This is a genomic window from Methanosalsum zhilinae DSM 4017 (assembly GCF_000217995.1).
Taxonomy (GTDB): Archaea; Halobacteriota; Methanosarcinia; order Methanosarcinales; family Methanosarcinaceae; genus Methanosalsum; species Methanosalsum zhilinae.
Genome location: NC_015676.1, coordinates 1,287,849 through 1,302,200, shown reverse-complemented (window position 1 = coordinate 1,302,200; position 14,352 = coordinate 1,287,849). Strand labels below are relative to the sequence as shown.

Genomic DNA, 14,352 nt, shown 5'->3' with positions numbered 1-14,352 from the left:
TGACATGGTATACCCTGGTAAAAAGAGAAAAAGCTTTGATACTCCGAAGCACCCATGGCAGGCCGCCAGAATGGCCACTGAAGTTGAACTGATCACAAGGTATGGACTGCGTAACAGGAAAGAATTATGGAAGGCTCAAAGTATTCTGAGACGTTACAGGGCAGATGCCCGAAGACTTCTGGCAGAATCTGCTGAGGCAGAACTTTCTGGTCATCTAAAAACTGAAGCAGACCAAATTCTTAATAGACTGATCAGATACTCTATCCTCAAATCTGACTCAAAGATTGATGATATTCTTGCATTGGATACTGATGTTATTCTGGAGCGAAGGTTACAGACACAGGTTCACAGACTGGGACTTGCACTTACAATGAAACAGGCAAGACAGTTCATCACTCACGGACATATTGCTATAGATGGAAACAGGGTGACAGTTCCTGGAAAGTTCGTATCCAAAGATGAAGAGATGAGAATCGGATACTATGGTACTTCTCCGCTGAACAATGAGTCACATCCAGAAAGGCCCGCACAGGTCGCATCATCCATTGTGAATGAATAAGGAGGATATATCAATGACAAACGGAACATGGGGAGTAGCCCACATTAACAGTTCATTTAACAATACTATCATAACAGTAACTGATCTCACCGGCGCAGAAACAATTGCAAAAGCCTCCGGTGGTATGCTTGTAAAAGCTGCAAGAGATGAAAGCTCACCATATACTGCAATGCAGATGGCAAGCCAGATAGCAGATATTCTCAAAGACAAAGGTATTGAAGGAGTACATATTAAGGTCAGAGCACCTGGAGGGAACAAACAAAGAAGTCCAGGTCCCGGTGCACAGGCTGCTATCAGGTCATTTGCAAGGGCTGGTATACGGATTGGCAGGATCGAGGATGTAACTCCAGTACCTCATGACGGTACTCGTCCAAAAGGCGGAAGACGTGTATAAATTATATAGTTTAGAACAAAACCTGGGTCTATGACTATGAAAATTGATATTCTGGAACTATCCGAGAGAACTGCATCGTTTGTACTGTCAGATGCATCGGTAGCTTTTGCAAATGGGATCCGAAGAGCCATGCTTGCAGATGTTCCCACATTGGCAATAGATGAGGTGAACGTTTACAACAACACTTCTGTGCTCTATGATGAACAATTGGGCTTAAGGCTTGCTTTGATTCCTTTAACTGCAAATATGGATGATTATATCCCAAAGGATGAATGCAACTGCGAAGATGTATGTCCCGCGTGTGAACTATCCCTTACATTAAGTGTTGAAGGTCCGAAGATGGTTTATTCTGGTGATTTTGTATCTGCTGATCCGGAGGTACGTCCTGCAGATAGCAATATACCCATAATAGATCTAAAAGAAGGACAGAAATTATTTATTGAAGCACTGGCTCATGCAGGCTATGGTAAAGAGCATGCAAAGTGGCAAGCTGGTGTAGGATGTGGATACAAAAATTATCCGATAGTATCCTTCACAAACTGTGATCAGTGTGGAACATGCATTGAAGAGTGTCCAAAAGAGATCATCAAGATGGGTCCTGCAGGTGCGGAAATATCTTCCGAGGATCTTTTAAAGTGCACCTTATGCAAGACATGCGCTGAAGCATGCGGGATCAATGCAGTTTCAGTCAATCAGAGTGAAAGCTCTTTCATATTCAATATGGAATCTGATGGATCATATACTTCTGAAGAGTTAATTATAAATGCAGGAAAAGTTATCAGAAAGAAAGCATCAGAAATGCAGGACATATTAGAGTCTATGTAATAGGATAGATTCCACTAACGTGGAATCATCTATTTCTGGAAACTGCTCTGTAACATTTTCGTAAACTTTATAAATAAAAAGCAAGATTGTAGCATCATTCATTATGCGAGGGTTGCCCAGCCAGGTCAAAGGCGCTAGGTTGAGGGCCTAGTCTTGTAGAAGTTCGTGAGTTCGAATCTCACCCCTCGCACTTGCTTTTTGGGTTATAGGTATCTTCGAAAAAGTTAAGTCTTATGTCATATTGAGAATCTTCTGTTGATTTAAATGGCTAGAAAAACCAGCCCTACCTACAAATCAATTCTTTGTGTTTTAATTAAAAAAAGCATTATATTTTATTTAGAATGAATATCAGTTCAATAATTTTTCATTCTCTCCAATGCTCTGGTTTATTCATGGCATCAGCACAAACAACTCTGCCCTTAAATTCATCAATTGACCCTGAACTTAAAGGATAGATCATCCATGCATCGGCATGTTCTTCAGGAATTGGATAAGTTGGACTAAAACCCATACGTGCAGCATTCTGTTTAAATCCATATTTTGGATAATAGCTTTCATGTCCTAGAACAAATACCATTTCAGCACCAATTGCTTTTAGCTTCTTCAACCCTTCATTAATTAACATTCCACCAATTCCCTGTCTTTGGTGTTTCGGTTTAACTGCCAGAGGTGCAAGAATGTAAACTAATGGAGATGATGTATTTCCATCAATGGTTGCTTTTGTGAAAAGAATATGGCCTAATGCTTCATTTTTCTTGAAAGCCAGCAGGGATATTACTGGTTCTGCGCTTTTATCTTCCAGAAGATTAGATACAAGATTTGCTTCTTCCTCAGATCCAAAAGCCTCTTTTTCAACTGCCATTACATTGTTAAGATCTGAATCTTTTGCTTCCCTTACCTGAATATTATCTGTTGCCATATCACACCTATTTTAATCTTATTTTCCACATGTCCAATTTTTCCTTTATGTAGGAAGTCAGACTAAAAATTTTCCCAGATTTAGTAATTTGTTTCATATAATGCAAAGCACTTTAGAGAATCCATCTCCTCCCATTCAGAATATGACATTTTCAGTATATTTGGTCTCAGTAACTCTGAATCAGCTCTCTTTAATTCTGTAAAACAATTTGTCAAATCCCACGTTATTCTTTTTTCCTGTAAGATGATGTGTAAGCTATCTTGTTTTAAAAAATATAATGTAACTCCACAATTTCCATGATCATTCTTATGCTAACTAAACTATCAATCAATCAATCAATCAATCAATCAATCTTTTACGCAATAAACTGCTGTACTGACAATCCTCATAATAACCCAGCCAGCACAAATAATCTTTATACTTTTTATCAGTTACCTCTATAAGTATCTCCCAGTATCCTTTATTTCTTAAATATTCCCTGTAATCATTATAGAGAGATATAGTTCCTTTAATATCTTTGTTATTCAAGCAGATGTAATCAAGTTTTATTTGAATTCTTCCATCCGGAATAACTTCATATATACAAACCCCTGCTGGCATAAAGTTTCTAAGAGTGAATATAGCATAACATTTAGAAAAATCCATTTCCCTGAAATTTGGATATACCTTCTGAATATTCTTTTCATGTTGTTTGAGAAAACGTTCAACATATGTTGATCCTTCTACCGGAACTTCCAGTACATCAAATGAGGCATCCAAACTCTTCATATACATCAAATGATAGACATTTAATAAAGCTACTAGTCCATTGACCAATGCTATGGGATTAGCTCCAATAAGTAAGCCATAAACCACATAGGAAGCCGCACCAAATAGGTTGAACAACCTCAATCTAAAAGTGCTGCTCATCATAAATGAAATTACCCATATGGCTGATCCAACATACCCTATAATTTCAACTATTTGCCATTCCATGGCCAACACTCTACTATTCAATTTTTATCTTTTGGTTAAGATAAGATATCTGTTCAAAGAAAAGATACTAACAAGAAGTACCCTGTACGTTTTTTACAAACTTAAATTTTATGGAAATAGAAATACGGGATATACTCGTATAGTTTTCACATTGAATTTTATTAAATTCTTAGTTTTCTGATTTTATTTACTATATAAAAATTATATTGGTGAACTTAATAGTTATATACTAATTAATATGGATGTAGGATTCCTGCAAAACACTCTCTATAGACGAAAAAGTTAGGTATCGAGAATCAACTATAGTGTCATACATTTAAATCATACTTTTTGGAGACTGCTGGATTGTACAGGTTAGGACCGGTTGATAATTACATCATATTATATATATGGATGGTAATATAATAATATTATAATACTTTTGTGAAATGATTGGGAAGGGGTTACTATGGAAATTATTGATTCCGAGATCAGAGAAAGAATAAAAGATGCCAGGGATGTGGATGAACTCAATAAAATATATAAAGATATAAAAATGCAATATGATATCATATCTGAAAAGAATGAATATGATCCTTCTGAGGATCTAATTCCAAAAATAGAAGGCATTATTGAATGGCCAGTCCTTAATGGATACAGTTTGCCTGAGACCAGCTTATCATGGTTGACACTGAAAGGTCCTGTTTTTACTGTAGATGATCACATAATTACATATTCAGATTATTTTGATGAATTTGTGGATCTGAATGATTATTTGTAAATCGAACAGATATTTTTTTACCTGTAATCTGCTAATTTTTCAGTCACACCTGATAATATTTCCATAATGCGCTTCATGTTATGGGTGTAATCTGATTGAAAGGTTGAATTTGCATTCAATAATTTATCCATTTGGAATATTCTTCTACAAAAACTTCTATTATATTATCCTTGTCAACTTCCTCCACATCATACTCTGCAAGAGTTCCGCTCCTGAGCAAAATTTCAACTTTTGTTATCCGGGGTTTGCCTTCTTCTGCATGTTCTGGAAATGCAAATCCTGCTTTTTGATATGCTCTGCCTTTTATCTGGAAATAGAATTCTTCTATTTCTTTGTGTCTATCTTCTTCTGAGCAGGCATATACAATGATCGTAGCAGAGTTTAAACCTGTATCATCGACCTCGATTACTACTCTGCGACCGTATTTTTCGATTTCTCCTTTGAGCTCATCAAGTGCAGGAATTATAATATCTCTAAATACTTTTCTTAATTTAAATTGTGCGAATTTGACATTTAAGTTCTCTGGATGCTTATAATTATTGGATTCAGAACTCTCCTGAATGATACTTTTAAGTTGTTCCTTCCACCAGCTCACTGTTTACCCCTTCCTAGCAGGTCCCTTATTAATGTCTTTGTTTTCACCTGTGATGTACTTTCTGGTGGAGGCGGTATGTCTGCATCAACGACATCGTACCCAAGGGATTCTGCCTTCAGTCCTTTATGAAGGCTATAGCACATAAGTATCATCACAAAACTGAAAGGTAGAGCTGTTGTGAGTGCTGCGGTTTCAAGACTGGCCAACCCGCCTGTTATAAGGAGTATTGCTGCAACTGCTCCCTGAAGAAGTGACCAGAAAATTCTAAGAACCATTGGTGGATATGGATTTCCCCCGGATGAGAGTATGGAGATAACCAAAGAACCTGAATCTGAAGATGTAACAAAAAAAGTCACTATCACAGTGGTGGCTATCAGAGTTGTGATAAAGGCTCCTGGTAACTGATCAAGGAGCACATAAAGTGAAGTTGGTACGCTTTCTTGAACTGCTTCTATTATTCCTCCTGAACCAAATAGTTCCATATGTATTGCAGTATTTCCGAATACAACTATCCAGAGAAATGTAACCAGAGTAGGAACCAGTAAAACACCCATTATAAATTCACGAATAGTCCGTCCCCTTGAGATTCTTGCTATGAACATGCCTACAAAAGGAGACCATGATATCCACCATCCCCAGTAGAACATAGTCCATGATTTTTGCCAGTCAAGACCTATGAAAGCATCTGTCTGGAAAGTCAAATAGACTATATTCTGCAGATAAAACCCAATACTCTGAACATAAGAACTTAGCAGGAATATGGAAGGACCCACAATCAAAACGAAAATTACCAGTGATATGCCCAGTATTATATTAAACTGGCTAAGAGTCTTAATTCCTTTATCAAGTCCTGATGCAACAGATATAGTGGCAATCAAGGTAATTATAGCAATTAACAGGATTTGATTATTGAGGGAATAGGAAACCAATCCAATATGATCTATACCAGCATTGATCTGCATAACTCCCAATCCAAGAGAGGTAGCAACACCAAAAAGAGTTCCAAAGATTGCGATTACTTCAACAATATTTCCACGGATTCCATATATCTTTTCTCCAAAAATTGGATACAGGGTTGAACGGATGGTTAATGGAAGATCATGCCTGTATGAAAAATAAGCAAGTGATAACCCAACTATAATATATATCCCCCATGCATGAAGTCCCCAGTGGAAAAAAGTCAGATTCATAGCTTCCATTGCTGCACTTATGGTTTCTGGAGATGCTTCTTTTGGTTGTGAGAAATGAAGGATTGGCTCTGCGACACTGTAGAATAAAAGGCCGATTCCCATACCTGCACTAAAGAGCATTGCAAACCATGTGCTATTTTTGTATTCAGGTCTGTCAGAGTCCTTACCAAGTCTTATATGCCCATATTTGCTAAAATAAAGCCCTATTACAAAAATAAGAAAAAAGGCAACAGCCAGCACATAAAACCATCCAAAGTTGGTAACTATAAGATCCTGAATTGTACTAAATATGCTAGACATTCGCCCAGTGAACAAAACTCCCATTGTAACAAAGAGCAATACAATAATTGCAGAAAAATAAAATACCTGCGGATTAATTCTGTACATATGCGGATCTTTCATCAATAAATGTCTCCGTATATCTCCTGATATTATAATTTATACTTATGCAGATATATTGATATCATTTTCATTACTGGAGTTAAATCACATATGCAACACTTAAAAATTTACCTTTTTATTCTGAAAGAATATCTCTATAATTATATTTTCATCCAGTAAATGAATAAATATTTTCACCTAAATTGCATATATTGATGAGATAAGCAAGATTGGATGAAAAGGGAAGGTAAACTCAATATAAATCCAACTCAGGATCATGAAGCCAGCTTAATGGCACTCCAGAATCCCACTCGAAGACAAATATTAGACATGCTTGCAAGATATCCTATGGGAGCAGATGATATTAGAGAAGAGCTAAAAATAGATGCAATGCAAACCAAGTTCCATCTTAGTATGTTAGAATCTTCTCTATCTATAGAAAAAAGAACAAAAGATAATATTGTATTATATATCAGCTTTCTCCAAGAGGTGAAGTATATGTTGAAAATGTTATGATGGGAAATGAAGATGACTAAATGAATTGCTCTATATTTCCTTTTTAACCAGCTAACTCAACGTTTCCATAGAGCCTGATCCAGTTAAAATTATCACTTTTAATGGAGGGAAAAAAGTTTCAGTAATCCTTTTTCCAGTAATATGTTTATCTTTTAATCGACCATATTTTTATATGTAGAATTAACTTCAAGAAATTCAAAGTCACAGGATTTTCTGTGTACGTGTTCATTGAGTATAACCATGCTCCAAATATAGCAATCTGGAACTTTATTAAGAATACACTCTAAGGTATGGTTTGGTCCTTTCCTGGTACATATCAGCTACGTCTATTAAAAAAATTGGATAGGCATAAAATCATATCTGCAACATGAATATCTGAAAATGTAAATTTGTTTGTATTATGATAATTTTTTACTGAAAGTGAAAGATGTTTTACTCATTCATAATTAACTTGCTGTCTCATAATAGCATCTTTTTGGAGAAATTATAGTACCTTCTTTTTTCAGGTTGTTTATGATTTTGCTGACTTCCTTTTTATCAATTCCTGTCATCTCTGCAACTTCACCTGACTTTAATGGTTTTCCAGCATCTTTCATTGCTTTCAAAATTTTTTGTTCATTATCCATCCAATGCCTCCTTTTTGTTGGTTATTTCCATTATTTCATACTTACATTTTAATATTTTGTTCATAAAAGCTTAAAACTAAAAACACAGTTAATATAGATGATGCTATACAGAAAACTTGGGCAGACAGGTGAGAGAGTTTCTATACTTGGTTTTGGATGCATGAGACTTCCTGTTTTCAATGAGAAGCCTGAAATGATTGATCAGGAAAAAGCCGCTCAGCTCCTTCATTATGCCATAGATTCTGGAATCAATTATATTGACACGGCTTATCCATATCACAAAGGTAGAAGTGAATCTTTTCTAGGTGATGCTCTTAAAGATGGATATCGGGAAATGGTTTACATTGCAACAAAATTACCAAGTTGGGATATAAAAAGCAGGGAAGATATGGATATTTATCTTGAAGAACAACTCCGGAAACTGAATACTGATCATATTGATTTTTACCTTGTCCATAGCTTGAATAGTGATTACTGGAAGAACCTGACAGAACTGGGATTATTTGATTTTCTTGATTCTGCCATCGATGATGGTAGAATAAAATATGCTGGTTTTTCTTTTCATGACGATAATGAAACCTTCAGGGAAATTGTTGATGCATATTCATGGAGTTTATGCCAGATACAGTACAATATAGTGGATGAATACTATCAGGCAGGAAAAGATGGATTGTTCTATGCAGCTGATAAAGGGCTGGGGATTGTTATTATGGAACCCATGCGCGGTGGCTGTCTTGCTGAGATGGTTCCAGGGGATATCAGGAAAGTATGGGACAGTTGCGATGTCCAGAGGAGTCCGGCCCAGTGGTGTCTTGAGTATCTATGGGATTACAAGGAAGTAGATGTTGTGCTAAGCGGAATGTCAAACATAAAACAACTGGAAATGAATCTGAAAGCTGCTGAAAATGGTTATTCTGGATTGCTGACCACTGAAGAAAGAAATATAATTTCAAAGGTAGGAGATATGTACCGTACAAAGCTTGCGGTAGACTGTGGAGGCTGCCGATATTGTCTTCCATGTCCTGTCGGGGTGAATATACCTCTGAATTTCAAATATCTGAATAATGCCTCAATATTCAATAATATTGAAATGACAAGAAAAAACTACATAAATCACCTTGGAAATGAAAGAAAAGCTTCAAAATGTACCGGATGTGGTCAATGTGAATCTAGATGTCCTCAACATATCCCAATCATAAAAACGCTGCAAAAAGTCGTTGATGTGCTGGAGAAATGACCAGGTCACCAGTCAACTTCCATTTTTAGAACAGTATTTGATCCTTTATCAAGATAACTGATATATCCGTTTTCTACACCGAAAGTATAAATTCCATGTACAAGTTCTACATTATGTCTGCACTGGTCTATAGTATTGTATATATTGATTCCTGCCGATATGTGGTAACCATGTTCAATGTTTCTATATACATCAAGATGATTCTTCATGTTCTCGGTTTCCCATTCGATGACAGGAAGTTTGCTTTTATGGTTAAGGCCTACCTGTAATGTCTGAGCTGCTATATTATCGAGGGATATGGGTCTTCCGGTAAAATTGGATATGTATTCAAATATATCAAAATTGAATGGATCTTTTTCTTTTTTACTGTGGACCTGCGGCATGAATATATGTTTAAATTTTTTCAGATCAAAACCAACAGCAAAATCCCGCTGGAGAAATGAATATAGATCTGAAATATCTGAAGAAAAATAATTTTTAAAATAAATCTTCTTCATTATGCTTTTAAATGAACATATGTCTTTATTGTTAGGTATGAAAAATAACCACTCATCCAGTATGTCATTATATATTACACAGACACAGTTGCTTGTTTTGTGATAAACATCCAATTTGTCAGATACTGTGTGTATATTACTGTTTCTTATGTCTAAAAAAGAAGTCATTTAATGCATAGTCAATCACTATGATAGATTAAATTTTCCTTTTAGAATTTAAAGAAGGACCAAATATTATGATCCAAAAAAAGAATTTTAATAATTCTTATGACAATCACTGATCGATAAATCGGTTTGATTACTCTTTGCATTAAATGATCTTTTATTTCCAATAGAAGCAAGCAACTGCGCAGTTCTCAGCGCATTGTTCTTCCTGACCTCGATCTTTCGTGCCTGGTACACTCGGATAGAACGTAAAAAATCGATCTTTTTAAATTCAGGCCAGTATGGTGCACAAAAATATGCTGCACATTCATTGCCATTTGTCTGCCACGGAAGAAAGTTGGAAATTCTTTCATCCCCTCCGGTGCGTATTATCAGATCCACATTTGGAACTGCTGCATCATCTGCCGGGTAAAGATGCTCAGAAATAGTCATTTCAGTTACTTGATCAACACTCAGGTCCTTGTTCTTTATTTTGGTTGCTATTTCCTGTGTGGCTTGAACGATATCCTGACGTCCGCCATATGCGATCGCAATATTGAGGTTGAACTGATCATAATTATGTGTATTTGTTTCCAGTCGATCTATGGACCTTTGAAGAAAAGGTGGAATGCGGTTTTTATCGCCAATTATTTTAACTTTTACTCTATTTTCATGTATTTCCTCATCTTCAGACATTCTGTCAAATTTTCTGGACATCAGATCGAAAATATCATTGATCTCTTTTGGTGATCTTTTAAAGTTCTGTGCAGAAAAAGCATAAATTGTAAGTTGCTTTATTCCGATTTCCCATGACCACCGGATTAGATTCTCAGTTACTCTTGCGCCTTTTGAATGCCCAAAATAACTATTTTTTCCAATTTTGCTGGCAAACCTGCGATTTCCGTCCATAATAATTGCAATATGTGCGGGAAGGGGACCTTTTGATACTTCCTGAAAGAGAATCTTTTCATATCCCTGATAAAGGAATTTAATTATCCTATTAATCATAAGTTCACCGATAACATGATATTCAAGGAACAATTATGTGAATATGTACAGTCTTTACCTGGGGATTCTCAGTAATTTTTGAGTACAGAGGCAACTATCTCTCTGTAATCTTCTTTAAGAGAATATATGTTGTGATCTCCGGTTACATTGATACTTAAAATGCCAAGTCTGGTGTTCATCAGTCCTACCATTGCGGAAACACCCCTATAACTCACATTATAACCACGCTTTTGAAGCTGCTCATAAACATCGTTGGTAGTAAATGATCCTCCTTCTAAAAATAATTTCAGCACTTCTTTGCGTATTCCGGTATCATCCCGGCCAAGATATTTAATTAGTCTTGCCCGTACCCGGTCTTCTATTGTTTCCAGCACAAACACCTCTATAATTATTGTAATTATTATGCATTTTTTAATTTATAAACCTATGTAATTTATTGTGAATTGAACAAAACCAGTTCTGAGATCGATAGACTTATATCTTTCTTATTTATAAATTTTAACATTTCAGATGGGTATTGTTTCAACTATCAGACCCCTGTTCCAGGGATACCTCTCAATTATTTTAACATCACTGCCTGCTTCTTTCAGGTATTCTGAGATATCATCAAGTATCCACCATGCAATATCTACACAATCATCTTTTACCTGATACATATCTTCTGGAACTCGGATCTGCTTTAAGGTTAGAATAAGCTCACTTATATTATGGTGTATAACCACCCCGTGTACAATAGTTCCGTCTTCGGTTACTTCATCAAATATCCTGGATGTGTTTCCTGCAATTCGGATCAGTCTTTTTCTAAGCTGTATTGCATCTTTATATCTGGATGAACAGAAGTGGATTCTGGAACATTTGTGTGCAATTTTTTTTGCTATTTCTTCAGATTCAGCTGCAGCATTTGAAATATCATCCCTAAGCATGTAGCCTGCATTGTACAGATTGTTTGCGTTTGTATCTGAAAATTCAAGTTCATTAATGTTAAGGAATATTTCCAGCTCATTAACTGTATCAACTATATCTGCTATTCCCATTATGGATGGAACTTCAATACCTGCTGATATATTCATACTAACTGCCTGCTTAATTGATCTAATGAATTCTGAATCTTTGAGTGATTTCCATTGATCTGGTGGTGGATGGAATCTTATTTCATCAAGTCCTGCGCTGGCAAGTTTTTCAAGTGTTTTTGTGCTGGGTGCAAGGGATGTGTAAAGGTGTATGTGATGACTGCTGCCCATCTGTGACTTCAAAAGTTCTATGTAATGCATAACTTTATCTTCTGCAATCAATGGTTCACCTCCTGTTATTCCCGTGCCAAGAGCATCCATTATTTTTGCCTGATGGATAATATCCTCATCTGAGATGACCTGTTTTTCGTTAGCATATGTTACTTCTATCTGCCTCTCTTCTGATAAGGGACAATAGAAACAGGTATTGCAGCAGCTTCCGGTTACAAAAAGGACCATTTTTGCACCTTCCTGGCATAGCTTGCAGCCTTCTGATAAATAATTATAAAACGATCCTGCTTCACCTGTGAAGATATTATTCTGGTTGAGATTATTTTGAAGATTCATTTTAATGTTCAGTTCATTCAATCTGCTGGTATATTTAGTTAATTACTCAGCTTTATTAATCTTTGATCACATATTAATATATACGAAATAATAGTTTAACATTAAAATTGTTTATACTTTCAGGAAATAGTTTTCATATCTGCGGTACCGATTGTCAATACAGATGATTGCAATAATGGCCATAAATGATCTGGCTTTGCAGACTTTATATGAGATTTCCAAATATTATTCTGGAAAATATTGTAGATATCGAGAAGACTACCACAGAAACGGGCAGCATCCTGCTGAGATCATACATAAGCTGATATTTATCCCCCCCGTATTCAATAGTACCGGAAAAGCGTGTTAGTATAGCTGCTATCATTATAATATATAATCCAATTGTAAGGGTAAACAGATCGGTTGGTATCGACTGATTTAGATTTGATGGGTCGATCTGTGCAGGTCCAGGCATCATGTTCTGTGGCAGACGTGCCATACTCTCAGCCACATTATGCAGTATTGCAGCTATTATTTCAGAAAGCGCAATTGTAACTCCACCTATAAGAGGTGCAAATACTGTGATCGTTGACCTCATAGTTGAGGTAATATCATAAAGAGACCTTTTGATGTTGCGTTCTACTTCCTGGAGTTGCTTTAAATGATCTGCCAGTTTAATGACTGCAGTACCTGCAGAGATGTGACTCTTCTGGACAATTTCAGCAAATAGTTTCATCGTAGTATTAATCCTATCAGAATGAATGTCCTTGAGTGCCCCGAAATCATCATCAAACATTGCTGCTCTAATATCAGTTCTAAGGCTCATTATATTGCTGGATATTGTGTCAAAAGTACTGGCAATTGCAGAACCTTTCATAGTTTTTGAAATATGTGCAAACGATTCTTCTGCAGATCGTCCTTCTGAAATTCTTCTTCCCAGTATGAAAAGTGAGTCTGCAAACTCATGTTCCATTTTTTGGATATTATCTCTTATCTGTTTATAGGGACTATAAACTGTATGTAAATAGAGGGAAAAGGAAAAAACCAATCCCCAAAGTACAGGAACTGTTGGTGGAATAACTCCTTCCATTGTAGATGTGGAAACAATACCACCCGGATTGCCCAGACCGATCCATAGATATCCTGACAGTCCTGTAAATGCTCCTATTATACCTGCAATAATGAGGGCAATTATTTTTTTGTTTTGTATATTTTCAAGTTTTGGATGTGTTTCTGGTATCCTCTGGGGAAGAAAAGCCGCTGGTCTTTGCATCAGTATATACTCCCCATAGACAAAAGTAGCAATTGGAAGCACTATATTGTAAAATAGTATCAGAGTAACTATATTAAATCTCCATCCCACCACTGTAACTGCAGGTAATAAAGCTACAAGTGCCAGAGGTATAAGGATAAATATTGAGTACAATATATATGTGGGTGTTTTGAGTCTGGAAGCAAAAATTTCCATTATATTTTTAGTTCCATCGAGAACTATATCAAGAGCCCTATTGAGTACAATTATTCTCTGAGCTTCATCTGTTTCGTTTGTAGAACTTTTGATAAGGTGAAGTGCCCTTTTAAAATATTCACTATTTTTACCCCACATTTCAGAAAACTCTATTACTGCATCATCCATGCTATTGTAAAGTCTTACATGCAGGCTCCACAAAACCTTTTTCAGATCATGGGCAAGTGGTCTGTTAGAATTAGTTGCTGCAAATAAAATAGAATGTTCCATATTTGGGACCATCTTCATTGACATAACAATGTAGCTAAGTACTTCTGGAATGTCTCCTAGGGAACGTATTTTCATAAATTCCGAGTGTACAATGATGTAATTGTTCAAATATGTGAAGACTATAAAGGGAAAAGTTATCGTAATCAGTGAAATTAATATGAGGGTAGTTGAACTGTATGTGGTGATCTGAAACAGGATAAGATTTAATAAAAGGAGCAATAGGAGTGTTATAACAGCGCCTGCATAAGATAGAAGGGTACTTTCAAATGGCTCAATATCAATACCTGTAAAGGTAATTGCATCTCGGTATTTTTGTCCGGCACTCTGTTCACATTTTTTTTCAAAACCGGTGATATCTCCTGCAATACATATAAAGTGCTTACTCAAAAATTTACAGCTTTTAAAGTACCAGTTTTCCAGATTTAGCACAAT

Annotated in this window: 16 protein-coding genes and 1 tRNA gene; 7 read left to right on the top strand and 10 right to left on the bottom strand. The window is 36.0% G+C overall.

Features of this window, described 5'->3' with window-relative positions:
- The first annotated feature begins 4 nt into the window (after positions 1-4).
- From MZHIL_RS06070 to MZHIL_RS06055, 4 genes are all read left to right on the top strand, one after another.
- Entirely contained in the window at positions 5-559 is a 555-nt protein-coding gene (locus MZHIL_RS06070) for a 30S ribosomal protein S4 (protein WP_013898489.1), read from the top strand.
- Between the two features lie 13 nt (positions 560-572).
- Positions 573-953, top strand: a complete 381-nt coding sequence (locus MZHIL_RS06065) for a 30S ribosomal protein S11 (protein WP_013898488.1) — start codon at positions 573-575, stop codon at positions 951-953.
- A gap of 30 nt (positions 954-983) precedes the next feature.
- Entirely contained in the window at positions 984-1,778 is a 795-nt protein-coding gene (locus MZHIL_RS06060; RefSeq protein WP_013898487.1) for a DNA-directed RNA polymerase subunit D, read from the top strand.
- Positions 1,779-1,883: 105 nt separating this feature from the next.
- A tRNA-Leu gene (locus MZHIL_RS06055) sits at positions 1,884-1,968 on the top strand.
- Between the two features lie 174 nt (positions 1,969-2,142).
- Here the strand turns inward: MZHIL_RS06055 and MZHIL_RS06050 are convergent.
- The gene (locus MZHIL_RS06050; protein WP_013898486.1) at positions 2,143-2,697 is read right to left on the bottom strand and encodes a GNAT family N-acetyltransferase; all 555 of its coding nucleotides are present in this window, start codon (positions 2,695-2,697) and stop codon (positions 2,143-2,145) included.
- Positions 2,698-3,036: 339 nt separating this feature from the next.
- The gene (locus tag MZHIL_RS06045; protein WP_013898485.1) at positions 3,037-3,672 is read right to left on the bottom strand and encodes a hypothetical protein; all 636 of its coding nucleotides are present in this window, start codon (positions 3,670-3,672) and stop codon (positions 3,037-3,039) included.
- Between the two features lie 448 nt (positions 3,673-4,120).
- Between MZHIL_RS06045 and MZHIL_RS06040 the strand changes: the two genes are divergently transcribed.
- Positions 4,121-4,432, top strand: coding sequence for a hypothetical protein (locus MZHIL_RS06040; RefSeq protein WP_013898484.1), 312 nt, complete (start codon positions 4,121-4,123; stop codon positions 4,430-4,432).
- A 115-nt stretch (positions 4,433-4,547) separates the two neighbouring features.
- Here MZHIL_RS06040 and MZHIL_RS06035 read toward each other — a convergent pair whose 3' ends face one another.
- Together MZHIL_RS06035 and MZHIL_RS06030 are read right to left on the bottom strand one after the other, a co-directional pair.
- Entirely contained in the window at positions 4,548-5,027 is a 480-nt protein-coding gene (locus MZHIL_RS06035) for a hypothetical protein (protein ID WP_013898483.1), read from the bottom strand.
- Positions 5,024-6,619: a BCCT family transporter gene (locus tag MZHIL_RS06030; RefSeq protein ID WP_013898482.1), complete on the bottom strand. Its 1,596-nt coding sequence runs from the start codon at positions 6,617-6,619 to the stop codon at positions 5,024-5,026. Before MZHIL_RS06030 ends, MZHIL_RS06035 begins: the two co-directional genes overlap by 4 nt.
- Positions 6,620-6,832: 213 nt before the next feature.
- On the opposite strand from MZHIL_RS06030, the gene MZHIL_RS06025 reads away from it, so the two are divergent.
- Positions 6,833-7,114, top strand: coding sequence for a winged helix-turn-helix domain-containing protein (locus tag MZHIL_RS06025; protein ID WP_048815509.1), 282 nt, complete (start codon positions 6,833-6,835; stop codon positions 7,112-7,114).
- A gap of 446 nt (positions 7,115-7,560) precedes the next feature.
- On the opposite strand, the gene MZHIL_RS06020 is transcribed toward MZHIL_RS06025, so the two are convergent.
- Complete coding sequence (locus MZHIL_RS06020) at positions 7,561-7,740, bottom strand: winged helix-turn-helix transcriptional regulator (RefSeq protein ID WP_013898481.1); 180 nt, start codon at positions 7,738-7,740, stop codon at positions 7,561-7,563.
- A gap of 100 nt (positions 7,741-7,840) precedes the next feature.
- On the opposite strand from MZHIL_RS06020, the gene MZHIL_RS06015 reads away from it, so the two are divergent.
- The gene (locus MZHIL_RS06015; RefSeq protein ID WP_048815662.1) at positions 7,841-8,977 is read left to right on the top strand and encodes an aldo/keto reductase; all 1,137 of its coding nucleotides are present in this window, start codon (positions 7,841-7,843) and stop codon (positions 8,975-8,977) included.
- 5 nt (positions 8,978-8,982) lie between these two features.
- Here the strand turns inward: MZHIL_RS06015 and MZHIL_RS06010 are convergent, their stop codons facing one another.
- The 5 genes from MZHIL_RS06010 to MZHIL_RS05990 form a co-directional block, all read right to left on the bottom strand.
- Positions 8,983-9,474, bottom strand: a complete 492-nt coding sequence (locus MZHIL_RS06010) for a hypothetical protein (protein WP_157209646.1) — start codon at positions 9,472-9,474, stop codon at positions 8,983-8,985.
- A gap of 255 nt (positions 9,475-9,729) precedes the next feature.
- Entirely contained in the window at positions 9,730-10,626 is an 897-nt protein-coding gene (uppS, locus tag MZHIL_RS06005) for a polyprenyl diphosphate synthase (RefSeq protein ID WP_052306392.1), read from the bottom strand.
- Positions 10,627-10,694: 68 nt separating this feature from the next.
- Complete coding sequence (locus MZHIL_RS06000; RefSeq protein ID WP_172633392.1) at positions 10,695-11,006, bottom strand: DUF2551 domain-containing protein; 312 nt, start codon at positions 11,004-11,006, stop codon at positions 10,695-10,697.
- A gap of 126 nt (positions 11,007-11,132) precedes the next feature.
- The gene (locus tag MZHIL_RS05995) at positions 11,133-12,203 is read right to left on the bottom strand and encodes a radical SAM protein (protein WP_013898476.1); all 1,071 of its coding nucleotides are present in this window, start codon (positions 12,201-12,203) and stop codon (positions 11,133-11,135) included.
- A gap of 205 nt (positions 12,204-12,408) precedes the next feature.
- Positions 12,409-14,349, bottom strand: coding sequence for a hypothetical protein (locus MZHIL_RS05990; protein WP_013898475.1), 1,941 nt, complete (start codon positions 14,347-14,349; stop codon positions 12,409-12,411).
- Positions 14,350-14,352 lie beyond the last annotated feature (3 nt).

What these genes read in the sequence shown, in the direction of transcription:
- MZHIL_RS06070 (WP_013898489.1), top strand. Translation starts at nt 5, where the DNA reads ATGGTATACCCTGGTAAAAAGAGAAAAAGCTTTGATACTCCGAAGCAC.
- MZHIL_RS06065 (WP_013898488.1), top strand. Translation starts at nt 573, where the DNA reads ATGACAAACGGAACATGGGGAGTAGCCCACATTAACAGTTCATTTAAC.
- MZHIL_RS06060 (WP_013898487.1), top strand. Translation starts at nt 984, where the DNA reads ATGACTATGAAAATTGATATTCTGGAACTATCCGAGAGAACTGCATCG.
- MZHIL_RS06050 (WP_013898486.1), bottom strand. Translation starts at nt 2,697, where the DNA reads ATGGCAACAGATAATATTCAGGTAAGGGAAGCAAAAGATTCAGATCTT.
- MZHIL_RS06045 (WP_013898485.1), bottom strand. Translation starts at nt 3,672, where the DNA reads ATGGAATGGCAAATAGTTGAAATTATAGGGTATGTTGGATCAGCCATA.
- MZHIL_RS06040 (WP_013898484.1), top strand. Translation starts at nt 4,121, where the DNA reads ATGGAAATTATTGATTCCGAGATCAGAGAAAGAATAAAAGATGCCAGG.
- MZHIL_RS06030 (WP_013898482.1), bottom strand. Translation starts at nt 6,619, where the DNA reads ATGAAAGATCCGCATATGTACAGAATTAATCCGCAGGTATTTTATTTT.
- MZHIL_RS06025 (WP_048815509.1), top strand. Translation starts at nt 6,833, where the DNA reads ATGAAAAGGGAAGGTAAACTCAATATAAATCCAACTCAGGATCATGAA.
- MZHIL_RS06020 (WP_013898481.1), bottom strand. Translation starts at nt 7,740, where the DNA reads ATGGATAATGAACAAAAAATTTTGAAAGCAATGAAAGATGCTGGAAAA.
- MZHIL_RS06015 (WP_048815662.1), top strand. Translation starts at nt 7,841, where the DNA reads ATGCTATACAGAAAACTTGGGCAGACAGGTGAGAGAGTTTCTATACTT.
- MZHIL_RS06010 (WP_157209646.1), bottom strand. Translation starts at nt 9,474, where the DNA reads ATGAAGAAGATTTATTTTAAAAATTATTTTTCTTCAGATATTTCAGAT.
- uppS (WP_052306392.1), bottom strand. Translation starts at nt 10,626, where the DNA reads ATGATTAATAGGATAATTAAATTCCTTTATCAGGGATATGAAAAGATT.
- MZHIL_RS05995 (WP_013898476.1), bottom strand. Translation starts at nt 12,203, where the DNA reads ATGAATCTTCAAAATAATCTCAACCAGAATAATATCTTCACAGGTGAA.